Source organism: Pseudomonas mendocina, from assembly GCA_037482215.1.
GTDB lineage: Bacteria > Pseudomonadota > Gammaproteobacteria > Pseudomonadales > Pseudomonadaceae > Aquipseudomonas > Aquipseudomonas mendocina_E.
On record CP148074.1, the window covers coordinates 3,703,192 to 3,722,788 of the forward strand.

Annotated in this window: 19 protein-coding genes; 14 read left to right on the forward strand and 5 right to left on the reverse strand. The window is 56.1% G+C overall.

The features are described from left to right. Positions 1–10: 10 nt before the first annotated feature. Entirely contained in the window at positions 11–2,389 is a 2,379-nt protein-coding gene (locus tag WG219_17285) for a 7TM diverse intracellular signaling domain-containing protein (protein ID WXL25039.1), read from the reverse strand. 188 nt (positions 2,390–2,577) lie between these two features. On the opposite strand from WG219_17285, the gene WG219_17290 reads away from it, so the two are divergent. The 5 genes from WG219_17290 to WG219_17310 all read left to right on the forward strand — a co-directional run bounded on the left by WG219_17290 (position 2,578) and on the right by WG219_17310 (position 6,646). Then, the gene (locus WG219_17290; protein WXL25040.1) at positions 2,578–3,372 is read left to right on the forward strand and encodes a bifunctional hydroxymethylpyrimidine kinase/phosphomethylpyrimidine kinase; all 795 of its coding nucleotides are present in this window, start codon (positions 2,578–2,580) and stop codon (positions 3,370–3,372) included. Between the two features lie 13 nt (positions 3,373–3,385). Next, positions 3,386–4,012, forward strand: coding sequence for a thiamine phosphate synthase (gene thiE / locus WG219_17295; GenBank protein WXL25041.1), 627 nt, complete (start codon positions 3,386–3,388; stop codon positions 4,010–4,012). Positions 4,013–4,057: 45 nt separating this feature from the next. Then, on the forward strand, positions 4,058–5,347 hold the full coding sequence (gene hemL, locus WG219_17300) for a glutamate-1-semialdehyde 2,1-aminomutase (GenBank protein ID WXL25042.1): 1,290 nt from the start codon (positions 4,058–4,060) through the stop codon (positions 5,345–5,347). Then, positions 5,347–5,991, forward strand: coding sequence for a hypothetical protein (locus WG219_17305; GenBank protein ID WXL25043.1), 645 nt, complete (start codon positions 5,347–5,349; stop codon positions 5,989–5,991). The genes hemL and WG219_17305 overlap by 1 nt, the downstream gene beginning before the upstream one ends. A 103-nt stretch (positions 5,992–6,094) precedes the next feature. Next, complete coding sequence (locus WG219_17310) at positions 6,095–6,646, forward strand: tetratricopeptide repeat protein (GenBank protein ID WXL25044.1); 552 nt, start codon at positions 6,095–6,097, stop codon at positions 6,644–6,646. A gap of 35 nt (positions 6,647–6,681) precedes the next feature. Here the strand turns inward: WG219_17310 and WG219_17315 are convergent, their stop codons facing one another. Continuing rightward, positions 6,682–7,005 (reverse strand): DUF1820 family protein, encoded by a 324-nt coding sequence (locus WG219_17315; GenBank protein ID WXL25045.1) that lies wholly within the window; start codon positions 7,003–7,005, stop codon positions 6,682–6,684. A gap of 135 nt (positions 7,006–7,140) precedes the next feature. On the opposite strand from WG219_17315, the gene miaB reads away from it, so the two are divergent. The 5 genes from miaB (at position 7,141) to lnt (ending at position 12,573) form a co-directional block, all read left to right on the forward strand. Beyond that, positions 7,141–8,484, forward strand: coding sequence for a tRNA (N6-isopentenyl adenosine(37)-C2)-methylthiotransferase MiaB (gene miaB / locus WG219_17320; GenBank protein WXL25046.1), 1,344 nt, complete (start codon positions 7,141–7,143; stop codon positions 8,482–8,484). A gap of 137 nt (positions 8,485–8,621) precedes the next feature. Beyond that, positions 8,622–9,626: a PhoH family protein gene (locus WG219_17325; GenBank protein WXL25047.1), complete on the forward strand. Its 1,005-nt coding sequence runs from the start codon at positions 8,622–8,624 to the stop codon at positions 9,624–9,626. Then, complete coding sequence (gene ybeY, locus WG219_17330; protein WXL25048.1) at positions 9,619–10,074, forward strand: rRNA maturation RNase YbeY; 456 nt, start codon at positions 9,619–9,621, stop codon at positions 10,072–10,074. Before WG219_17325 ends, ybeY begins: the two co-directional genes overlap by 8 nt. Positions 10,075–10,106: 32 nt before the next feature. After that, positions 10,107–10,946 carry an HlyC/CorC family transporter gene (locus tag WG219_17335; GenBank protein ID WXL25049.1) on the forward strand — a complete coding sequence of 280 codons (840 nt, stop codon included), beginning with the start codon at positions 10,107–10,109 and terminating at the stop codon, positions 10,944–10,946. Positions 10,947–11,052: 106 nt separating this feature from the next. Next, positions 11,053–12,573, forward strand: a complete 1,521-nt coding sequence (gene lnt, locus WG219_17340; protein ID WXL25050.1) for an apolipoprotein N-acyltransferase — start codon at positions 11,053–11,055, stop codon at positions 12,571–12,573. Here the strand turns inward: lnt and WG219_17345 are convergent, their stop codons facing one another. The 3 genes from WG219_17345 to WG219_17355 are packed head-to-tail and all read right to left on the reverse strand — an operon-like array spanning position 12,574 to position 14,908. Then, positions 12,574–13,494, reverse strand: coding sequence for a biotin-dependent carboxyltransferase family protein (locus WG219_17345; GenBank protein ID WXL25051.1), 921 nt, complete (start codon positions 13,492–13,494; stop codon positions 12,574–12,576). Then, entirely contained in the window at positions 13,491–14,168 is a 678-nt protein-coding gene (pxpB, locus tag WG219_17350) for a 5-oxoprolinase subunit PxpB (protein ID WXL25052.1), read from the reverse strand. Before pxpB ends, WG219_17345 begins: the two co-directional genes overlap by 4 nt. Continuing rightward, positions 14,165–14,908, reverse strand: a complete 744-nt coding sequence (locus WG219_17355; GenBank protein WXL25053.1) for a 5-oxoprolinase subunit PxpA — start codon at positions 14,906–14,908, stop codon at positions 14,165–14,167. Before WG219_17355 ends, pxpB begins: the two co-directional genes overlap by 4 nt. 253 nt (positions 14,909–15,161) lie before the next feature. Here WG219_17355 and WG219_17360 point away from each other — a divergent pair, with 253 nt between their 5' ends. The 4 genes from WG219_17360 (at position 15,162) to WG219_17375 (ending at position 19,548) form a co-directional block, all read left to right on the forward strand. Next, on the forward strand, positions 15,162–17,384 hold the full coding sequence (locus WG219_17360) for a TonB-dependent receptor (GenBank protein WXL25054.1): 2,223 nt from the start codon (positions 15,162–15,164) through the stop codon (positions 17,382–17,384). Between the two features lie 154 nt (positions 17,385–17,538). Beyond that, the gene (locus WG219_17365; protein WXL25055.1) at positions 17,539–18,138 is read left to right on the forward strand and encodes a PepSY-associated TM helix domain-containing protein; all 600 of its coding nucleotides are present in this window, start codon (positions 17,539–17,541) and stop codon (positions 18,136–18,138) included. A gap of 9 nt (positions 18,139–18,147) precedes the next feature. Continuing rightward, the gene (locus WG219_17370; GenBank protein WXL25056.1) at positions 18,148–18,657 is read left to right on the forward strand and encodes a DUF2271 domain-containing protein; all 510 of its coding nucleotides are present in this window, start codon (positions 18,148–18,150) and stop codon (positions 18,655–18,657) included. 15 nt (positions 18,658–18,672) lie between these two features. After that, on the forward strand, positions 18,673–19,548 hold the full coding sequence (locus WG219_17375; protein WXL25057.1) for a DUF4198 domain-containing protein: 876 nt from the start codon (positions 18,673–18,675) through the stop codon (positions 19,546–19,548). Positions 19,549–19,597 lie beyond the last annotated feature (49 nt).

The following is a 19,597-nucleotide window of genomic DNA, read 5'->3' on the forward strand; positions in this document are numbered from 1 at the left end:
AAGGCCCAACTCAAGCAGGCTGGCACAACACCCATGCATCAAGAAGCTCCCGCAGTTGCTCGAACTTAACCGGCTTTTCTAGGCAGTCTGTCATGCCCGCTGCGATATAGCGTTCTCTTTCAACGGGCTGCTGTGAAGCGGTCAAGGCCAAGACGGGCAACATCTCGCAGCCCGGTAACAGTCTCAGTGCACGGCAGGTTGCATAACCATCCATGCCAGGCATTTGTGTGTCTAGCAGTACCGCATCCACCCGCTCGCGACGCAAAAACTCCAGCGCCTCTTCACCGGACTCGGCGCAACACACTCGGTAGCCCAAGCGCAGCAGCATGCCACGGATCAACAGACGGTTGGCGAAGTTGCTCTTGACCAACAACACCCTACATTCGCCTGCCTGGCGTACAGGTGCCCCAGCCCTACGCAGGGTTGCGGTTGATTCAGCACGAGTCACAGGCACGCAATTGGGCAGTACTATGTGAAAAAGAGTGCCCTGACCCGGCGTTGATTCATGGGAGACCTCGCCACCCATCAACATGAGAACTTGGCGACATATCGATAGGCCAATGCCCAACCCACCATAGGCCCGTGTATTGGAACCGTCTAGCTGCTGAAAGTGCTCATAGAGTTTCGCCCCCTCAGCGGGAGTAAATCCAACCCCACTGTCTTCAATATCTATTAACAGCGGCAGAAAGCTCCCTGTCCCAGCCCCCAAGGAAAAGCTCAATGTAACGCCACCCTGATGGGTGAACTTGAGAGCATTGTCGAGCAAACAACTAAGCGCTTGGCTGACCATACGGGCATCGCCTTCAAGCATGTCAGGCAGGCGCTCATCTACGTTCACGGTCATTTGCAGACCTCGGGCGGCTGCATGCTGCTGATACTTGGCCCTCAATCCATAGATCAGGCCCTGCAGGCTGTAGGCTTCTCGATGCGGGTACAGGCGCCCCGCCTGCAGCTCAGTCAAATGAATGATGTTATTAACCATCCCCATCATCGTGTTAGCTGAAACATGGGCTGTCTGATGGTACTGAGCCAGCTCATCATCCATTGGCACCGTCTGCATCAACTCCAACGAACCCAATACACCAATCATGGGGGTACGAAGCTCATGGGTAACGGTCGAGAGAAATTGATCCTTGAGCAGGTTACTGGCCGCCAGCTCTCGGTTTAAGCCCTCAAGCTTAAGGCTGCTTTCCTTGTGGACTCTGGCCTGCTCCTCTTTTAATGCATTAATGCGGTCTGCCAAGGCCAACGACAAAAGACTGACCTCAATCGCACAACCGATCTGACTGGCATTCATGGTAAAGAGGTTGGAGGGCACGATGCCGACCCCCATCAGAGCGCTTATCAAAGCCCCCGACAGCAAAGCACTCCACGCAATAATGAAATACCGGGCCACCCGCATGCCGTTAAACCAAGCGAGCAAACCAGAACAAAACGCTGTAGCTGTACCGATTATCGTCAGATAAGTCGCCAGAATCATAGGCAGTCGGTAGTCCATGGTCACACTTAGCACCATGACAGTAACCGCAACACCCATGAACAGTATTAGAAAGCGGTCAGCCCATATGCTGTGCTCAGACATATGCAGGAACTTGCGCACGAACTGAGCGCCAAACAAGCACGATGCGCTGATCCAAAATGGCATCGAGACATTGATCCAGTCTGGGCTCTCAGGCCACAACAACTCAGTCGCAAGCCCCTTAAGTGTCAGCAGGTACATCCCGAATGACGTGATATAGAGGATGTAATAGAGGTAGCTGATATCCCGCACGCTGATAAAAATGAACAGGTTGTAGACTGTCATTACCAGCAGAACCCCAAACAGAGCGCCCAGCGCATAGGCATCTTTGGGAAAAAACTCCAAATACGCTTTGGGCGACCACAAGGTTAGCGGTGCGAGCAATACCCCCTGAGTTTCTATACGCAGATAGAGCGTCTGCGGCTGCCCTGGCTCAAGCAGCAGCTCAAAAACATAATCCGGTCGCTTAATCATCCGGCTTGAATACGGCAGCGTATCGCCGGTGTGCTCAGTAAGCGCTACAAGCCCCTGAGGATTGACCTGATACAGCCGGACATCATCCAGCGGCGGATAGGTCAGCACCAACCACCATGGCTGAGCCCCCTTTAGCTGCTGAGGCTGATAGGTCAGATCGACCCTAATCCAGAACACCGATGTGGAAAGGCCGGCATTCAGCGTCTGTACATCGTGCGGACGGAATCGGCCTTGCATGGCGGGAGACGTCACATCTTCGACCGTCGCGTCACCGCTCACATCCTCAAACACCATAATTTCGGTGCCTAACGGGATTTTCTGGGAGGTCTCATCAAATACCAGCGCATCGGCCAGCCTTGGCAGCAGCAGAAGAACGCACAGGAAGATATAAGGCATACAACCAGACCGCCCTTAATAGTGCACTGATGTATCAATAATATTATTCAGGGACTCTAGCACAGGCTGTCTACAGAACCACTCAGTCACACTGAGTCCTTGCTACATGATCCTAAGAGTGTTTTTACAGCAACGCTTTAGTGCTAGCCACGCCAGTTCAGACCGGTTTGATGGTAAGCTCGCGCACCATGAAAACACCTACTTCTCGCCCCGTTGTTCTCTGCTTGTCCGGCCATGACCCTGTAGGCGGTGCTGGTTTGCAGGCAGATATCGAAGCACTCCTGGCCCAAGGCTGTCATGCAGCTCCTGCTGTCACAGCACTGACCGTCCAGGATACCGTTGATGTTTCCGACTTCCGCGTACTGGATCGCGACTGGGTGCTGGCACAGGCCAACGCGATTATTGATGACTTGCAGGTGCAGGCCGTCAAGCTCGGTATGCTCGGTTCAGTGGAGATGGTCGATACGGTCCTTGAAATCATGCAGCGCCTTCCCGGTGTGCCGTTGGTCTGCGACCCCGTCCTGCGTGCAGGCGGCGGCGGCGCCTTGGGTAAAGATGAGGTCGGCTATGCCATGCGCGAGCGTCTTTTCGCTGCCTCCACCATCGCCACCCCCAACCTGCCGGAAGCACGGATTCTGGCTGAACTGCCCAACGGCAGTGCAGATGAGTGCGCAGAAAAACTGCTGCCCTATATCCGTCACCTGCTGATCACCGGCGGGCATGGCGATGAACAAGAAGTACACAACCGTCTGTACAGCCGGGATGGCAGCCAACACACCTTTGTCTGCCAACGCCTGCCCGGGAACTATCATGGTTCCGGCTGCACCCTCGCCAGTACCCTCGCGGGTCGCCTGGCCTTAGGGCAAGAACTGGTCAGCGCAGTGGAACTGTCACTGGACTATACGTGGCGCACCCTGCGGGATGCCGAACAGCCCGGTCGTGGCCAGTACATTCCGCGCCGCCTGCCTCTCGATTTCTGCTGAAGGAGTCACTTCGATGAAATTGAGTGGCCTGTACGCCATTACCGATACACAACTGCTGAGCGGCAGGCTCCTTCCTTATGTGGAGGCAGCCCTGAAAGGCGGTGCACGCCTGCTGCAATATCGCGACAAGAGCAACGAAGAAGCCCGCCGCCTGCGCGAAGCCGAAGCCCTGCGCGAATTATGCGAACGCTACAGCGCCAAGCTGATCATCAACGATGACGCCGAACTGGCTGCACGCCTTGGCGTCGGCCTGCACTTGGGCCAGGGTGATGGTTCGCTATCGGCTGCCCGCGCTCTGCTTGGCCGTCAGGCGATTATCGGCAGCACCTGTCACAGTCAATTAGAACTGGCCGATAGAGCCATAAAGGAAGGCGCCGACTACGTTGCTTTCGGCCGCTTCTATAACTCCAATACCAAACCCGGTGCGCCAAGCGCCAACCTTGAGCTGTTGGATACAGCAAAAGCGCGCCTGACCGCCCCCATCGTTGCGATTGGCGGCGTTACGCTGGACAACGCGCCACAGCTGATTGCCCACGGCGCAAGCATGCTGGCGGTTATCCACGGTTTGTTTTCAGCTGAGTCAGCGGCAGAAGTAGAACGCCGCGCGCACGCCTTCAGCCAACTGTTTCACACGAATTAATGAATGTCGGGCGTACAGCCCGCTTTAAAATTACGAGGCCCTGCCATGTCCCGTTCCGAAATGCTGTTCAACAACGCCCAGAAACACATCCCTGGTGGCGTTAACTCGCCCGTGCGTGCGTTCCGCAGTGTTGGCGGCACCCCGTTGTTCTTCAAACATGCAGAAGGTGCATATGTCACCGACGAAGACAACAAGCGTTATGTTGACTACGTAGGCTCATGGGGCCCGATGATCCTTGGCCACAGCCATCCCGACGTACTGGAAGCCGTACGCCAGCAGCTGCAACACGGCTTGTCCTATGGCGCGCCTACTGCCATGGAAACCGAAATGGCTGACTTGGTATGCAGCTTGGTGCCATCCATGGAAATGGTGCGCATGGTCAGCTCCGGCACCGAAGCCACAATGAGCGCCATCCGTCTGGCCCGTGGTTTCACCGGCCGCGACAACATCATCAAATTCGAAGGCTGCTACCACGGCCACTCCGACAGTCTGCTGGTTAAAGCTGGTTCCGGCCTGTTGACTCAAGGTGTTCCAAGCTCTGCTGGTGTTCCAGCCAGCTTCGCCCAACACACCCTGACTCTGCCATTCAACAACTTGGCGGCTGTTGAGCAGATGCTCAACGAAGTAGGCAGCACTGTGGCGTGCATCATCGTTGAGCCGGTTGCCGGCAACATGAACTGCGTACCGCCTGCACCGGGCTTCCTCCAAGGCCTGCGCGAGCAGTGCGACAAGCACGGCGTGGTACTGATCTTTGACGAAGTAATGACTGGCTTCCGTGTCGCGCTGGGCGGCGCACAAGCTCATTACGGCGTTGACCCGGACCTGAGCACCTTCGGCAAGATCATCGGCGGCGGCATGCCGGTCGGCTGCTTCGGCGGCAAGCGCAAGATCATGGAATGCATCGCACCGCTGGGCACCGTTTACCAAGCAGGCACGCTGTCCGGTAACCCATTGGCCATGGCTGCTGGCCTGACCACCCTGAACCTGATCAAGCGTCCGGGCTTCCACGCCGCCCTGACCGACTACACTGAGCGTATGCTCAAAGGCATCAAAGAGCGCGCCGATGCGGCTGGCATTCCATTTGTTACCACCCAAGCCGGTGGCATGTTTGGTCTGTATTTCAGCGAAGCCGACAATATCGTCACCTTCGACGATGTAATGGCCAGCGACGTTGAACGCTTCAAGCGCTTCTTCCATCTGATGCTGGAAGGCGGTGTGTACCTGGCCCCAAGCGCCTTCGAAGCCGGCTTCACCTCCATCGCCCACGGTGATGAGGAGCTGAAAATCACCCTGGACGCCGCCGAGCGCGCCTTTGCCGAGCTGAAGAAAGCCTAATGCAATACAGCACAGCGCTCACTGACGCCATTCTGGCTTTCGCCTGCTTTGTCTGTACCTTTGCCATTGGCAAGGCCCGTCAAAGCTACAGTGAAAGCCTTCAGCCAGCGCTGTTCTGCGCCTTGCTCGGCTTTCTGCTGCCCGCTGCGGCAGCAACCGCTGGGGTCATTCGCTTCGGCTTTGACCCCGTGGCCCAGCCCACCCATGTGTGGTTGACCCAAGCCAGCACCTTCCTCGGTTTCCCCTTGCTGGGAGCCTCAGCACTTAGTCTCAGCACCGGAAAACTCTTCAGCGGAGCCACCTGGGGGCGCCTATTGCTAGGACTGTGCGCATTCTTTGAACTGTTCCGGCAAATGAACCATCTGGATGATTACCGACTGGCCATTAGCCTCATCACCCTCTTGATGATTCTCTATGCCGGCGTAAGCCAGTGGCCTCAGCGCCTCAGTGCGTTAAGCGCCGTTTTGGCTGCAACATTGTTTGCCATCGCCGGAATGGCTGTGGGCACTCATGGGCTCATGGGGGCAGTTCAGCGTATAGACCTGTTCCACATACTCTTAAGCATCGCCTATCCACTGCTACTCTGGTTAATGATTGGCTTGGCCAACAAAGCCACAAAGGCCAGTTCAGAAGAAATCCGGTAAAGGCTTTGAAAGAACAGCAACGCTTATTTCATAATGCGCTCGCAACCCGGTCCCCACTCACCGGGCTTTCCGCCTGTTCAGCTTCTGAGGTAAACGGATTTTCATGAAACGCACCGGCTGCACCCTCTCACTGGGCTGCCTGTTGCTCCTGCTACCACTGCTTGCTTCTGCTGGCAGCAACTCCCTGCTGATCCCGGCAACGGGCAGCTGCGCGCTCAATAGTGAGCCAGAAGAGCTGCCTGCCGCCCTCGAAGCCTGCGAGACAGCCGCCAACAACGGCGACCTGCAAGCTGGGTATGAACTGGGCGAGTTTTATTATTCCGGCGAACGTACTGAGCGCGACCTTGACCGTGCCCTGCACTGGTTCGAGCAGGCCTCGCTGCAAGGCCATGCTCAAGCACAATATCGCCTGGGCATGATGTTTTTTCACGGGGAAGGCGTGCCCGCAAACGCCATGCAAGCCTACATCGTGCTGAAAATGGCAGCCGTCAACGGCTCAGATCAAGCCATGGATGATGCAGACGTAATTGCTGCGCAGATGCCCAACAGGGAACTGGAAATAGCCACCCAAGTACTCGGACAAATCTTCCGTAACTACTTGCTCGAGCTACAGAATACCGACCTGCTGCGTTCACCCTTCGCCCCGCTGCCCTGAGTCGCTGGCTCGAGTCCGAGCCAGCCTCCGTACAGCTACTTTTCAGGCATCGGCATTGGAAACGGCATGACATTGCCGCCACCCTTCGCCTCACTGATCTTAGCTGTTCCCAGACGTTCCACTTCATCAATGCGAATAACAGCCTGCATCGGGATGAAGCTACGCAGCACGCCATCAAATTGAGCTTTCAGCTTTTCTTCACTGGGGTCTACAACCAGCTGGCTGCGCTCACCAAAGACGAACTCTTCAACCTCCAGAAAGCCCCAAAGGTCACTCTGGAATACTTGCTTGGCGTAAACCTCGTACACCTGTCCCTGATTGAGAAAGATCACCTTATAGATAGGATCGCGACTACTCATAACTCTACAGATCTGATGAAAGGGTTGATGTGACGGGCCCGGATCATAGCACAGCACTCAGACAGGCAACGCTAGGAACCTTGGCCCGGCAAGCCTATAATGCGCGGTTCTTCGATTTCTCATTTCTGAGCAAGCATGACCAAGAAGCTTTACATCGAAACCCACGGCTGCCAGATGAACGAGTATGACAGCTCGCGCATGATCGACCTGCTGGGTGAACATCAGGCCGTGGAAGTCACCGAGCATGCAGCAGATGCTGACATCATTCTGCTCAACACCTGCTCTATCCGGGAAAAAGCCCAGGACAAAGTGTTCTCGCAACTTGGCCGTTGGCGCGAACTGAAGTTGGCTAACCCCGACTTGGTGATCGGCGTTGGTGGCTGCGTAGCCAGTCAGGAAGGCGCGGCCATCCGTGACCGCGCTCCGTACGTGGACGTGGTATTTGGCCCGCAGACCTTGCATCGCCTGCCAGAAATGATCAACGCAGCCCGCGATACCAAAACCGCGCAGGTCGATATCAGCTTCCCGGAAATCGAGAAATTCGACCGCCTGCCAGAGCCTCGCGTTGAAGGCCCAAGCGCCTATGTATCAGTCATGGAAGGTTGCAGCAAGTACTGCACGTTCTGCGTTGTACCCTACACCCGTGGCGAAGAAGTCAGCCGTCCGATGGAAGATGTACTGGCCGAGATCATTCACCTGGCCGAGCACGGCGTGCGTGAGGTGACTCTGCTCGGTCAGAACGTCAACGGCTATCGCGGCACCACCCGCGACGGCAAAATTGCCGACTTCGCCGAGCTGCTCTACGCCGTAGCCGCCATCGACGGTATCGACCGCATCCGCTACACCACCAGCCACCCGCTGGAGTTCTCCGACGCGATCATCCAAGCCCACGCCGATATCCCGGAGCTGGTGAAATACCTGCACCTGCCAGTGCAGTCTGGTTCTGACCGCATCCTCGCAGCGATGAAGCGTAACCACATGGCAATCGAGTACAAATCCCGTATTCGCAAGCTGCGTGCTGCCGTGCCAGATATTCTGATCAGCTCGGACTTTATCGTTGGTTTCCCCGGCGAAACTGAAAAAGACTTCGAACAGACCATGAAGCTGATTGAGGAAGTCGGTTTCGACTTCAGCTACTCCTTCATCTATAGCGCTCGCCCTGGCACACCGGCAGCCGATCTGGTTGACGACACGCCGATGGAAGTGAAGAAACAGCGCCTAGCGATCCTGCAGCAGCGCATCAACCAGCAAGGCTTTGAGAACAGCCGCCGTATGGCCGGTACCGTGCAGCGCATTCTGGTCAGCGACTACTCAAAGAAAGACCCTGGCATGCTCCAAGGCCGCACCGAAACCAATCGCGTGGTCAATTTCCGCAGCGATAACCCCCGCCTGATTGGCCAGTTCGTCGATATTTACATCGACGAAGCCCTGCCCAACTCACTACGCGGCACCCTGGTGAGCCCGGCGACCACTCATTAAGCAGCGCCCGGCGCCCGACCTGAGATGCCCCCACACGGGGTACAAGACGGGCGCCGACCGTCACGCTTCCAACTGCTGACAGCTAGCGCTATGCTTTCACCTTATTCTTTCTGCCGACTGGCGGCCATTTAACGACCTTGAACGCACCTATAGAACCTCGTCGTTTCATCCTCGAACCCTTTGAAGCTCGCCGCTTTGCCAACCTGTGCGGCCAATTTGACGAGCACCTGCGCCTGATCGAACAGCGCATCGGCATCGAAATCCGCAACCGCGGCAACCAGTTCGAGCTGGTTGGTGCTGCCGAAAAAACCAACTCCGCTGAACAGCTCCTGCGCCGCCTGTACCGTGAAGCGCAAAATGCTGAGCTTTCGCCGGAAATGGTGCATCTGTTCCTGCAGGAGTCTGGCGTCGAGGAGCTGGTCAACCCGACCACCGATCTGAATATCGCCCTGCGTACCCGTAAAGGCATGATCCGCCCACGCGGTGCCAACCAGCAGCGCTACGTTAAATCCATCCTCGATCACGACATCAACTTCGGCATCGGTCCAGCCGGTACAGGTAAGACGTACCTGGCCGTTGCCTGCGCCGTTGACGCCCTGGAACGCGAGCAAATCCGCCGCATCCTGCTGGTACGCCCTGCGGTTGAAGCAGGCGAGAAGCTCGGCTTCCTACCTGGCGACCTAAGCCAGAAGATCGACCCATACTTGCGCCCGCTGTATGACGCCCTGTACGAAATGCTCGGCTTTGAGCAAGTTGCCAAGCTGATCGAGAAGCAAGTAATCGAAGTTGCGCCGCTGGCCTATATGCGCGGCCGTACCTTGAACAACAGCTTCATCATTCTCGACGAAAGCCAGAACACCACCATGGAACAGATGAAAATGTTCCTGACCCGGATTGGCTTTGGCTCCACAGCCGTTATCACCGGCGATATCACCCAGGTCGACTTGCCGCGCGGCACCAAGAGCGGCCTGACCCACGTGATTGAAGTGCTACGCGACGTGCCAGGCATCAGCTTCACCCACTTCAAACCGAAGGACGTGGTACGCCACCCACTGGTGCAGCGCATTGTTGAGGCCTACGACCGTTTTGATGAACGCAGCGGCGGCAAGCCAGCCCACACACAGGGCAACAGCCATGATTGAGCTGGATTTACAGATCGCCAGCCAAGGCAACAACTTGCCCGCTGAAGCTGATTTCCGTGCGTGGTGCGAACTTGCCCTGCGCCAACGCAAAGGTGACTCTGAGCTGACCATCCGCTTGGTCGACGAAGCGGAAGGCCGTGAACTCAATCACACTTGGCGTCATAAAGATTACGCAACCAACGTCCTATCCTTCCCTGCCGATGTACCGGACGAGCTGCTGGATATCCCACTGCTCGGCGACTTGGTCATCTGCGTCCCTGTTGTGGGGCGCGAAGCACAGGAACAGGGCAAACAATTGCAAGCGCACTGGGCACACTTAGTTATCCACGGCTGCTTGCATTTACTCGGCTACGACCACATAGAAGACGATGAAGCCGAGGAAATGGAAGCGCTGGAACGCGAATTGCTGGCTGAATTGGGTCATCCCGACCCTTATGACGATCATTAACCCCAACACAGAAGGTCCCTGAGTACCCCATCATGAGCGAAGACCGATCGAGCAACGAGCATAAGTCCTGGTTGAATAAGCTGACCCAGGCTTTTGCTCATGAGCCGAAAAACCGCAAGGAGCTGCTGGAAGTCCTGCGCGACGCCCACCAGAACAATCTGCTCGACAGCGAAGCACTGGCCATTGTCGAAGGCGCCATCCAAGTAGCCGACCTACAGGTTCGCGACATCATGGTTCCGCGTTCGCAGATGATCAGCATCAAGTCCGAGCAAACTCCAAAAGAGTTCCTGCCTTCGATCATCGAATCCGCCCACTCGCGCTTCCCGGTTTTCGGCGAAAACCTGGATGACGTACAGGGCATTCTGCTGGCTAAAGACCTGCTGCCCCTGATCCTCCAAGAGGATCAATCGACATTCAATATCACTGACCTGCTGCGACCAGTCACGTTTGTCCCCGAGTCCAAACGACTTAACGTGCTGCTGCGTGAGTTTCGCGCCAATCACAACCACATGGCGGTGGTGATTGATGAATACGGTGGAGTAGCCGGTCTGGTTACCATCGAAGACGTTCTGGAGCAGATCGTTGGTGACATTGAAGACGAACACGACATTGAGGAAAACAGCTACATCAAGCCGTTGCCCTCCGGCGACTTCTTGATCAAAGCCTTGACGCCGATCGACCACTTTAATGAAGCCTTTGACAGCGAGTTTTCCGACGACGAGTTTGACACTGTCGGCGGCCTGGTCATGGGTGCATTTGGTCGCTTGCCTAAGCGCAATGAGGTCACTGAGATTGGTGAATGCCGATTCCGCGTGGTCAATGCCGACAGCCGACGCATCCACCTGCTGCGCTTGACCCCAGTCAAGCAGTGATCAACTCAGGCCACCCGCAACGGGTGGCCTGTTTGTTTATAAGCCTTCCCCCGATCAGGAATCCGCTCTACCCTTTCGCCACTTTAAATCCAAGGAACAGCATCCGATGCACTGGATAACCCGAGCTGGCTGGCCTGGCCACTTGATCGCCCTATTGGCGGGCGCTATTACTCCACTCGCTCTTGCCCCTTACGATCTTTGGCCGCTGGCTCTGGTGTCGATCGGGCTGTTTTACCTGAGCCTGCGCGACCTTAACCCACGTCAGGCCAGCCTGCGCGGCTGGGCCTACGGCTTCGGTCTATTCCTGGCAGGTACCAGCTGGGTCTACGTCAGCATCCATGATTACGGCGCCGCCTCTCCGGCACTTGCAGGCTTTCTGACATTGCTGTTTGTGGCGGGCCTTGGTCTGTTCTTCGCACTTTTAGGGTGGATATGGGCGCGCTGGCTTCGCCTTAACGACGCCCCCTTAGGCAACGCCCTAACCTTTGCAGCGCTCTGGCTGGCGCAAGAAGCACTGCGTAGTTGGATCTTTACCGGTTTTCCCTGGCTCTTTGTAGGCTACAGCCAACTGGATGGGCCACTCGCCGGGCTCGCCCCACTCGGCGGGGTCTGGCTGATCTCGTTCACCTTGGCCTTAACAGCAGCGCTACTGGCTAGCTGCAAAGCAATCCTCGCGAAACGCACAGCCATGGCTGCAAGCCTAGTGCTGATGGGTGCCGTATGGATCAGCGGCATTGCCTTTAAAGGCCACGAATGGACCTCTGCCAAAGGACAGGCCCTGAGCGTGACAGCCGTGCAGGGCAATATCGAACAAAACCTGAAGTGGGACCCACAGCAGCTCAACGCCCAACTGCGCCTGTATCGCGACCTGACATTCAATGCCAAACCCACTGACCTAATCATCTGGCCGGAGACCGCCGTCCCCGTCATGAAAGACCGCGCCACCGACTTCCTGCAAATGCTCGATGACTTTGCCAAAGGCCGTGATGCAGCGTTAATCACTGGGGTGCCGATCCGCAAAAATAACGAACATGGCGAGCTGCGCTACTACAACGGCATAACGGTTGTGGGCCAAGGCCGTGGTGACTACCTGAAGCAGAAGCTGGTGCCCTTTGGGGAATATGTGCCCCTGCAAGAAATGCTGCGCGGCCTGATTGCCTTCTTCGACCTGCCCATGTCCGACTTCGCCCGCGGCCCGGCCAATCAGCAGCACTTGCAGGCCAAGGGCCAAGATGTAGCCGCCCTGATTTGCTACGAAGTGGTCTACCCAGAGTTTGCCGCCGAACAAGCTGCACGCAGCGACCTGTTGCTCACCATCAGCAACGACACATGGTTTGGCCGCTCACTCGGCCCGTTACAACACCTGCAAATGGCCCAAATGCGCGCGCTTGAGGCCGGACGCTGGATGATCCGCGCCACCAACAACGGCGTGACCGCGCTGATCGACCCGCAAGGCAAGATCACAGAAAGCGTTCCGCAGTTTGAACAGGCCATCCTGTACGGCGAAGTGCAGCCCATGCAGGGTCTTACGCCTTATCTGCAATGGCGTGGATGGCCGGTGTTTGCTGTCTCTCTGCTGCTTTTGGCCGCGGCCTTACTGCGCAAACGCAAGGCCGGGCGCAACTGATCAACGCTTAAAGAAGCGATAAAACGCTCGCAGGTCAGCCTGAGCTTGTTCCGGGCTGACCCGAGCGAAGCGCATCTCGTGATGCGCCGGGCACTGAGCGAGCCGGTTTAAATCCAGTGGATGCACCCACCCCAACACCGGATAACCGCCCATGGTCTGATGATCCGCCTGCAAAATAATCGGCAGACCATCCGGCGGCACCTGAATAACACCACGGCCAACACCTGCCGACCACTGCCGCTTAGGCGCCTCAATAGGCTGCCCTAACAGGCGCGCGCCCATGCGATCCGACTGCGGGCTGAGTTGCCAGCCTTGAGAGAAAAACTGCTCGACCTGCTCCGGCGCAAAATCCGCAGCATCCATCCCCAGCATCACTCGCAGCTGCGCTGGAGCTCGATAGTCTGGGCGATAAGCTGAGGGCACCGAGACTCTGCCACTCAGTTCGGCGACGGTACAAGGCAGTAAATCCCCGCTTTGCAAAGCCAGCCCAGCACCTGAAAGCCCGCCCAGCCCTTCCCGCCGGTGCACGCTGATACTGCCCAGCACCGGCATAACCTGAAAACCACCGGCGACTGCCAGATAAGCGCGCTGCCCGGTTCTGGCAAAGCCCAAGCGCAAACGCTGCCCACGTCTCACAGGAAAGCGGCTCCACATCAGCTGCAACTGATCATCTAAATACACATCCAGCTCAGCGCCAGTCAGGCTGATCCAGGTGTCTACTTCCGCCTCAAGCTCAAGGCCGCCTAAAGCAATTTCCAGCAGCGGTGTACCCCACTGATTGGCCAGCAGGCGATTGGCCCATGCTGCCGCATGTATATCCATTGCCCCGCCCGGAGACACCCCCAGATGTTGCCAGCCGGAACGCCCTGCGTCCTGAAGCAGGCTCTGCGCGCCAGATTTGATCACCCGTAGCCCGCTCACAACTTACCGCCTTCACGGATAAAGGTGCTCTCATCAATCGGCAGAAAACGCACCTGATCGCCTAGCGCCAGCGGGCAAGGTGGTGTTTGTGTCACATCGAACAGCGCCCACGGACAGCACCCCAGCAGATGCCAGCCACCTGGAGAGCGTTGTGGATAAATTGCCGTCTGCCGTTCAGCAATTGCCAGGCTACCAGCCGGTACAGACAACCTCGGTGTACTGCGACGCGGTAGCGCCAGCCGCGCATCCAGCGTGCCGAGGTAAGCAAAGCCCGGTGCAAAACCAATGGCGCCCACGTTGTACAACGGCTGGCTGTGTAGGCTGACGACCTGCTCTGTCGTGAGCTGACACAACCGCGCCACTTCATGCAGGTCTTCGCCGTTATAAAAAATCGGGATTTCATGCACGCGGGCGTGATAGCTGGCCAAAGGCTCAACTCGCCAACGCTCAATAATCGGCTGCAACAAAAGACTGAGCTGATGGTGATCCGTACGCATCAAATCGTAGTGCAATAGCAGGCTTGTCCAACCCGCCACCATATCGGTCAGCAGCGCTCCCAGCTCACCTTTGATGCGGTCAGCCAGGCGGGCAATGCGCAGCGGCAATTGCTCATCCGGCTGCTCAGCCAACACCAACAACAGCGCTTCGGCACCTGCTGGTTCAATGCGTATCACAGGCTGTCCAAACTAGCCCGCAAACGCCGCAACACCGCCAGCGATTCGGCATTGTCGCCGTGCACGCAGAGGCTATCAGCATGCAATTGCAGTGGATTCCCGTTGATATCAACAAAAGGAGCGCCCTGAGCAATGAGCAAGGCCTGCTCCAGTATGCGCTGCGAGTCTTTATGCACTGCACCTTCCAGACGTCGTGGCGCAAGCTGGCCGTCAGGTAAATACGCGCGATCAGCAAACGCTTCGAACAACAAAGGCACGCCTGCGGCCTCAGCCAGTTGCTGCTCACGCCGGTTATCCGCCAGCGCCAGCACCATTAAAGGCAGCCCTTGGCGAAAGGCTCTGCAAGCCGCCAGCACAGCATTGAACAGCGCATCATCCCGTACCAAATCGTTGTACAGAGCACCATGCGGCTTGACGTAAGCCACCTGAGTACCTGCGGCCTTACAAAAGGCCTCAAGCGCGCCTAATTGGTAAAGCACCAGCGCGGTGACTTCTTCAGGTGAGCAACTGATGTGGCGACGGCCAAAGCCCTGGAGGTCGGGATAAGCCGGGTGGGCGCCGATGCTAGCCCCATGCTTCACGGCTAGGGCCACCGAACGCTGCATGGTCAGCGGGTCACCCGCGTGATAGCCACAAGCCAGATTAGCCTGATCCACCAGTGGCATCGCCAGGGCGTCATCGCCCATTTTCCATGCGCCGAAGCTTTCGCCCATGTCGCAATTGAGAAGGATCTTTTTCATGTCGGCATGCTTAAACAAGTGGCCGCCTAGTGCAAGTGATCCGTCAGCTAAAAACGCTCTACGACTTGCCAACGCGATACAGAAACATTCACTTACACTTTGCCGTTTTGTTTCAAACCCTTACCGGACTTGCGTTCCACAACTTTCACCTTGCATCAACGTTCACACTCGCCCCATTCATCATTGATCATCATTTGCGAACAATTATCATGAACCAATACAAAACTTACACAGATGCAAGAGCCAACCATTCATGCCAACACATTACAAACGCTCACTGCTCGCTAGCGCCATTGCCCTAACCGGGACTTTTGCAGCCTACTCCCACGCTGAAGAAGCCCTTACTTTGGATAACGTTGTCGTCAGCGCATCGGGTTTCGAACAAAAAATCACCGAAGCCCCAGCCAGCATTAGCGTTATCAGCCAGGAAGACCTGCTTCAAAAGCGTTACAACAACCTAGCCCAGGCGCTGGGAGACGTTGAGGGCATCGATATTGGCCAAGGCACCGGTAAAACTGGTGGTCTAAATATCAGCATTCGTGGCATGCCCAGCGAATACACCCTAATCCTTATTGACGGCCGCCGTCAGAACGCAGCTGGGAATGTTACGCCGAACGGCTTCAACGAAACTCGCACCAGCTTCATGCCTCCTATAAGCGCTATCGAGCGCATTGAAGTTATCCGTGGCCCGATGTCGACGCTTTATGGGTCGGATGCTATGGGTGGTGTTATTAACATCATCACCAAAAAAGTCGCAGATGAGTGGAGTGGCTCAGTAACCCTCGACCACACGTTCCAAGAAGAAAGGGACTTCGGAGATACTAGCAACACGAGTATCTATGCCAGTGGCCCTTTGATTAAAAATCTTCTAGGTCTGCAGGTGCGGGGCAGTCTGTTCAAACGTGAAGAGTCAGAGCTCAGTTATGGCAATGGTGTCGACGTTAGCAAAAGAGGCCCTTCGCCTGTTGAAGGTGATAACAATAATCTAGGTGCACGTCTAACCCTCACCCCACACGATGATCATGATTTCGCACTGGATATCGAACGCGGCCGTCAACGCTACAACAACGACGAGTGTCAGTTGGGAACACTTGATGGTTTAGACAGCACCTGCACTAACATCAGTACCGCCGCTGCAGGCTACGAGGATGAACTGCGCTTCGAGCGCGAGCAAGTTGCCTTAACACATACTGCGCGCTTTGATTTCGGAACGCTTGAGTCCAGTCTCATGCAAAACACAACCGAAACTAAGGGCCGCACCATTCCTGGTACTACCATTGGAAATCCTACTGCTGTCCCTGGTGCCATCACAGGTGACAAGCGTGAGCTGGAGACCACCAATCTAGTCCTAGACTCCAAGTTAGTAGCTCCAATTGGAGAAGACCATATCGCCACGGTTGGTGGCCAGTGGTGGAAAGCCGAGATGACCGACGGCATTGCCCAAACAGATTTTGAGCAAAAAACCTGGGCGGCTTTCGCAGAAGATGAATGGCGGTTGACTGACAATCTCGCTCTTACTTTAGGTGCGCGATATGACGATCATGAGTCCTTTGGCGGCCATGTAAGCCCGCGCGCATATCTGGTTTGGAATACTACCGAAAACTGGACTTTGAAAGGCGGTGTCAGCCGAGGTTACAAGACACCGGATCTTAATGACCTGCACGCTGGTATCAATGGAGCCACCAGCCAAGGTCGGGTCATCACCATCGGTAGCCCTGACTTAGAACCAGAGACCACAACCAGCAGTGAGATTGGCGCATACTTCGACAACCTCAATGGTTTTAACGCAAACGTCACATTCTTCCACAACAAATTTAAAGACAAGATAGCTTCAGGTGATCCAGTCACGATCTCAGGCGACCCTATCATTCCTGATGGTGAGTACTCGCAACAGATCAACATTGACGAGGCCATCACTCAAGGTGTCGAACTTGCTGCTAGTTGGAACTTTGCACCCGCTTGGACCCTCAGCGGTAATTACACCTATACAGATAGCGAGCAAAAGAGCGGCGATAACAAAGGGGAACCCCTGACAAACACCCCTGAACACTTGGCCAATATCAAGCTAGCTTGGCAAGCTCATGATCGTCTTAACCTATGGTTAAAAACCGAATACCGCGGTGAGCGCGCTCGATTCACCTCTAAATACGAAAACCTGGCTGACGATAGTGGGCGGTACACAACCAACCAATCTATCTACGACACTCTTGGCAAGAACACTAAAGCGTATTCACTTCTGCACTTTGGTGGGTCTTACAAAGCCACAAACAATTTTACTTTAAATGCAACTATCTACAACTTACTGGACAAGGACTTTGTTAAAGGCAAAGCCTATGAAACTTACACGTATGAAAGAAATGGCAGCTTGACCAAAGATATCGCATACGGCACCGACTATATTCAAAGCACCTCGTCAACAACGGGTGTTCTTGAAGAAGGCCGCCGCCTGTGGCTGTCAGCCAACTTGACGTTCTAACCTGAACGATCAGCCCTCCCACAACCCGGCCAGCTTCTGGCCGGGTTGTTTGTTTCAGGGTGAAAATTTGCGAACGTATAGTATTTGTAAATTAATCCCAATTAGACCGTGCAACTTATAGAATCACGTCCTTGTTTTAGCTGCTGGATTCATCATGCGCTCACTCCCCTGGCTCGGCACGTTGCGCCAATGGCACTGGATCAGCTCTGCGCTGTGCCTAGTCGGCATGCTGTTGTTTGCAATCACCGGTATCACCCTCAACCACGCCGGGCAAATCGAAGCCAAACCACAGATCACAAGCAAACAAGCTCAGTTGCCCGCTGAGTTACAGAGCACACTGCAAGCAAAAACGCCTAGCCAAGGCCTGCCACTCGTACTGCGCCAATGGCTGGAAAGCGAACTGGCAATTCGCCTGGATGGCCGTGCTGCGGAATGGTCAGACGGCGAGCTTTATATCGGCATGCCCCGTCCTGGTGGCGACGCCTGGTTAAGTCTGGATATCGAGTCGGGCGAGCTGGAATACGAGCGCACCGACCGTGGCTGGATTGCTTACCTCAATGATCTTCACAAAGGCCGCAACACTGGCACCGCCTGGAGCTGGTTTATCGATCTGTTCGCGGTGGCTTGTGTGGTCTTCAGCATCAGCGGCTTATTGCTGTTGCAGCGCTATGCACCCAACCGCCCCAGCACTTGGCCCTTAGTTGGCTTGGGGCTGGTTATTCCTGTTCTGCTGGCCATTTTGTTTATTCACTAAGGATGCCCCATGCGTAAATGCCTGCTTCCCTTACTCGTGGCGCTGTCCACTCCAGCACTGGCTGCTGAAGTGGATCTGTCCGTCGAAATCCCGCAACTGGACGTCGCCGAATACCATCGCCCTTACGTCGCCATCTGGCTGGAGCGCCCAGACCAGAGCCACGTCGCCAACCTGGCCGTGTGGTACGACGGCAAAATGGCTGATCGCGAAGGCGAGAAATGGCTGAAGGACTTGCGCCAATGGTGGCGCCGCAGCGGTCGCGCACTGGAAATGCCGGTAGATGGCGTCAGTGGTGCAACTCGCAAAGTCGGCACCCACAGCCTCAGCCTCAGCGATAAAGACCCAGCCTTCAAAGACCTGCCCGCCGGTGAATACCGCGTTGTAGTAGAAGCCGTGCGCGAAGTTGGTGGCCGAGAACTGCTGCGCGTACCGTTCCAGTGGCCGGTAGATAAAGCTGCAAGCAACAGCGCGAAAGGCTCAAGCGAGCTGGGCGCAATTGAACTGACACTCAAACCTTAACCTGAGGACACTGCCATGAATCCACTTCTCAAATGGACAGCCCTGACCCTGGCCGTATGCTTGCCGCTGACTGCCAATGCTCACCGCGCCTGGATGCTGCCTTCCGCCACCGTGCTCTCCGGTGACGACGCTTGGGTCACTGTTGACGCAGCTGTGTCCAACGATCTTTTCTACTTCGAACATTTCCCCCTGCGTATTCAGGGCATCGGCAATGTGGATAACACCCCAGCAGGCGGCCCGCCAGGCATGCGCCCACGCCCGGCAGCTGTGCTGCAACTGATTGCTCCGGACGGCAGCGCTGCAAAAGCTGAAAACGGCAGCATCGGCCGCTACCGCAGCACCTTCGACCTGCACCTGACGCAAAAAGGCACCTACAAACTGGCCATTGCCAACAGCGGCTTGTTCGCCAGCTACAAAGAGAACGGCGAAAACCGCCGTTGGATGGGCAAGGCAGAAGACTTTGCCAAAGAAGTTCCCGCCAAAGCTGAAGGCCTGAAAGTCACCCAGAACAGCAGCCGTATGGAAGTCTTCGTCACCTCTGGCGCCCCCACTGAAACAGCCCTGAAAACCACCGGCAAAGGCCTGGAACTCGCACCTATTACTCATCCGAACGACCTGTTCGAAGGTGAAGCCGCCGAGTTCCAACTGTTGCTGGATGGCAAACCTGCCAAAGGCGTCGAAGTCAGCGTGATCCCCGGTGGCAACCGTTACCGCTCTGAGCTGGGCGAGATCAAAACCACCAGCGATGCGGACGGCAAAATCAAAATCACTTGGCCTAACGCAGGCATGTACTGGATGGAAGCCGAATACAGCGCCAAAGAAGGCGCCGTTAAACCGGCCACCGAAATCCGCGCGACCTACAGCGCTACTTTCGAAGTACTGCCGCAATAAGTACGATCCGGCCGGGCTATATGGCCCGGCCATTTCTTTACCGAAGCGA

Coding starts and splice junctions, on each gene's coding strand:
- WG219_17285 (WXL25039.1), bottom strand. CDS start 2,389: ATGCCTTATATCTTCCTGTGCGTTCTTCTGCTGCTGCCAAGGCTGGCC.
- WG219_17290 (WXL25040.1), top strand. CDS start 2,578: ATGAAAACACCTACTTCTCGCCCCGTTGTTCTCTGCTTGTCCGGCCAT.
- thiE (WXL25041.1), top strand. CDS start 3,386: ATGAAATTGAGTGGCCTGTACGCCATTACCGATACACAACTGCTGAGC.
- hemL (WXL25042.1), top strand. CDS start 4,058: ATGTCCCGTTCCGAAATGCTGTTCAACAACGCCCAGAAACACATCCCT.
- WG219_17305 (WXL25043.1), top strand. CDS start 5,347: ATGCAATACAGCACAGCGCTCACTGACGCCATTCTGGCTTTCGCCTGC.
- WG219_17310 (WXL25044.1), top strand. CDS start 6,095: ATGAAACGCACCGGCTGCACCCTCTCACTGGGCTGCCTGTTGCTCCTG.
- WG219_17315 (WXL25045.1), bottom strand. CDS start 7,005: ATGAGTAGTCGCGATCCTATCTATAAGGTGATCTTTCTCAATCAGGGA.
- miaB (WXL25046.1), top strand. CDS start 7,141: ATGACCAAGAAGCTTTACATCGAAACCCACGGCTGCCAGATGAACGAG.
- ybeY (WXL25048.1), top strand. CDS start 9,619: ATGATTGAGCTGGATTTACAGATCGCCAGCCAAGGCAACAACTTGCCC.
- WG219_17335 (WXL25049.1), top strand. CDS start 10,107: ATGAGCGAAGACCGATCGAGCAACGAGCATAAGTCCTGGTTGAATAAG.
- lnt (WXL25050.1), top strand. CDS start 11,053: ATGCACTGGATAACCCGAGCTGGCTGGCCTGGCCACTTGATCGCCCTA.
- WG219_17355 (WXL25053.1), bottom strand. CDS start 14,908: ATGAAAAAGATCCTTCTCAATTGCGACATGGGCGAAAGCTTCGGCGCA.
- WG219_17360 (WXL25054.1), top strand. CDS start 15,162: ATGCCAACACATTACAAACGCTCACTGCTCGCTAGCGCCATTGCCCTA.
- WG219_17365 (WXL25055.1), top strand. CDS start 17,539: ATGCGCTCACTCCCCTGGCTCGGCACGTTGCGCCAATGGCACTGGATC.
- WG219_17370 (WXL25056.1), top strand. CDS start 18,148: ATGCGTAAATGCCTGCTTCCCTTACTCGTGGCGCTGTCCACTCCAGCA.
- WG219_17375 (WXL25057.1), top strand. CDS start 18,673: ATGAATCCACTTCTCAAATGGACAGCCCTGACCCTGGCCGTATGCTTG.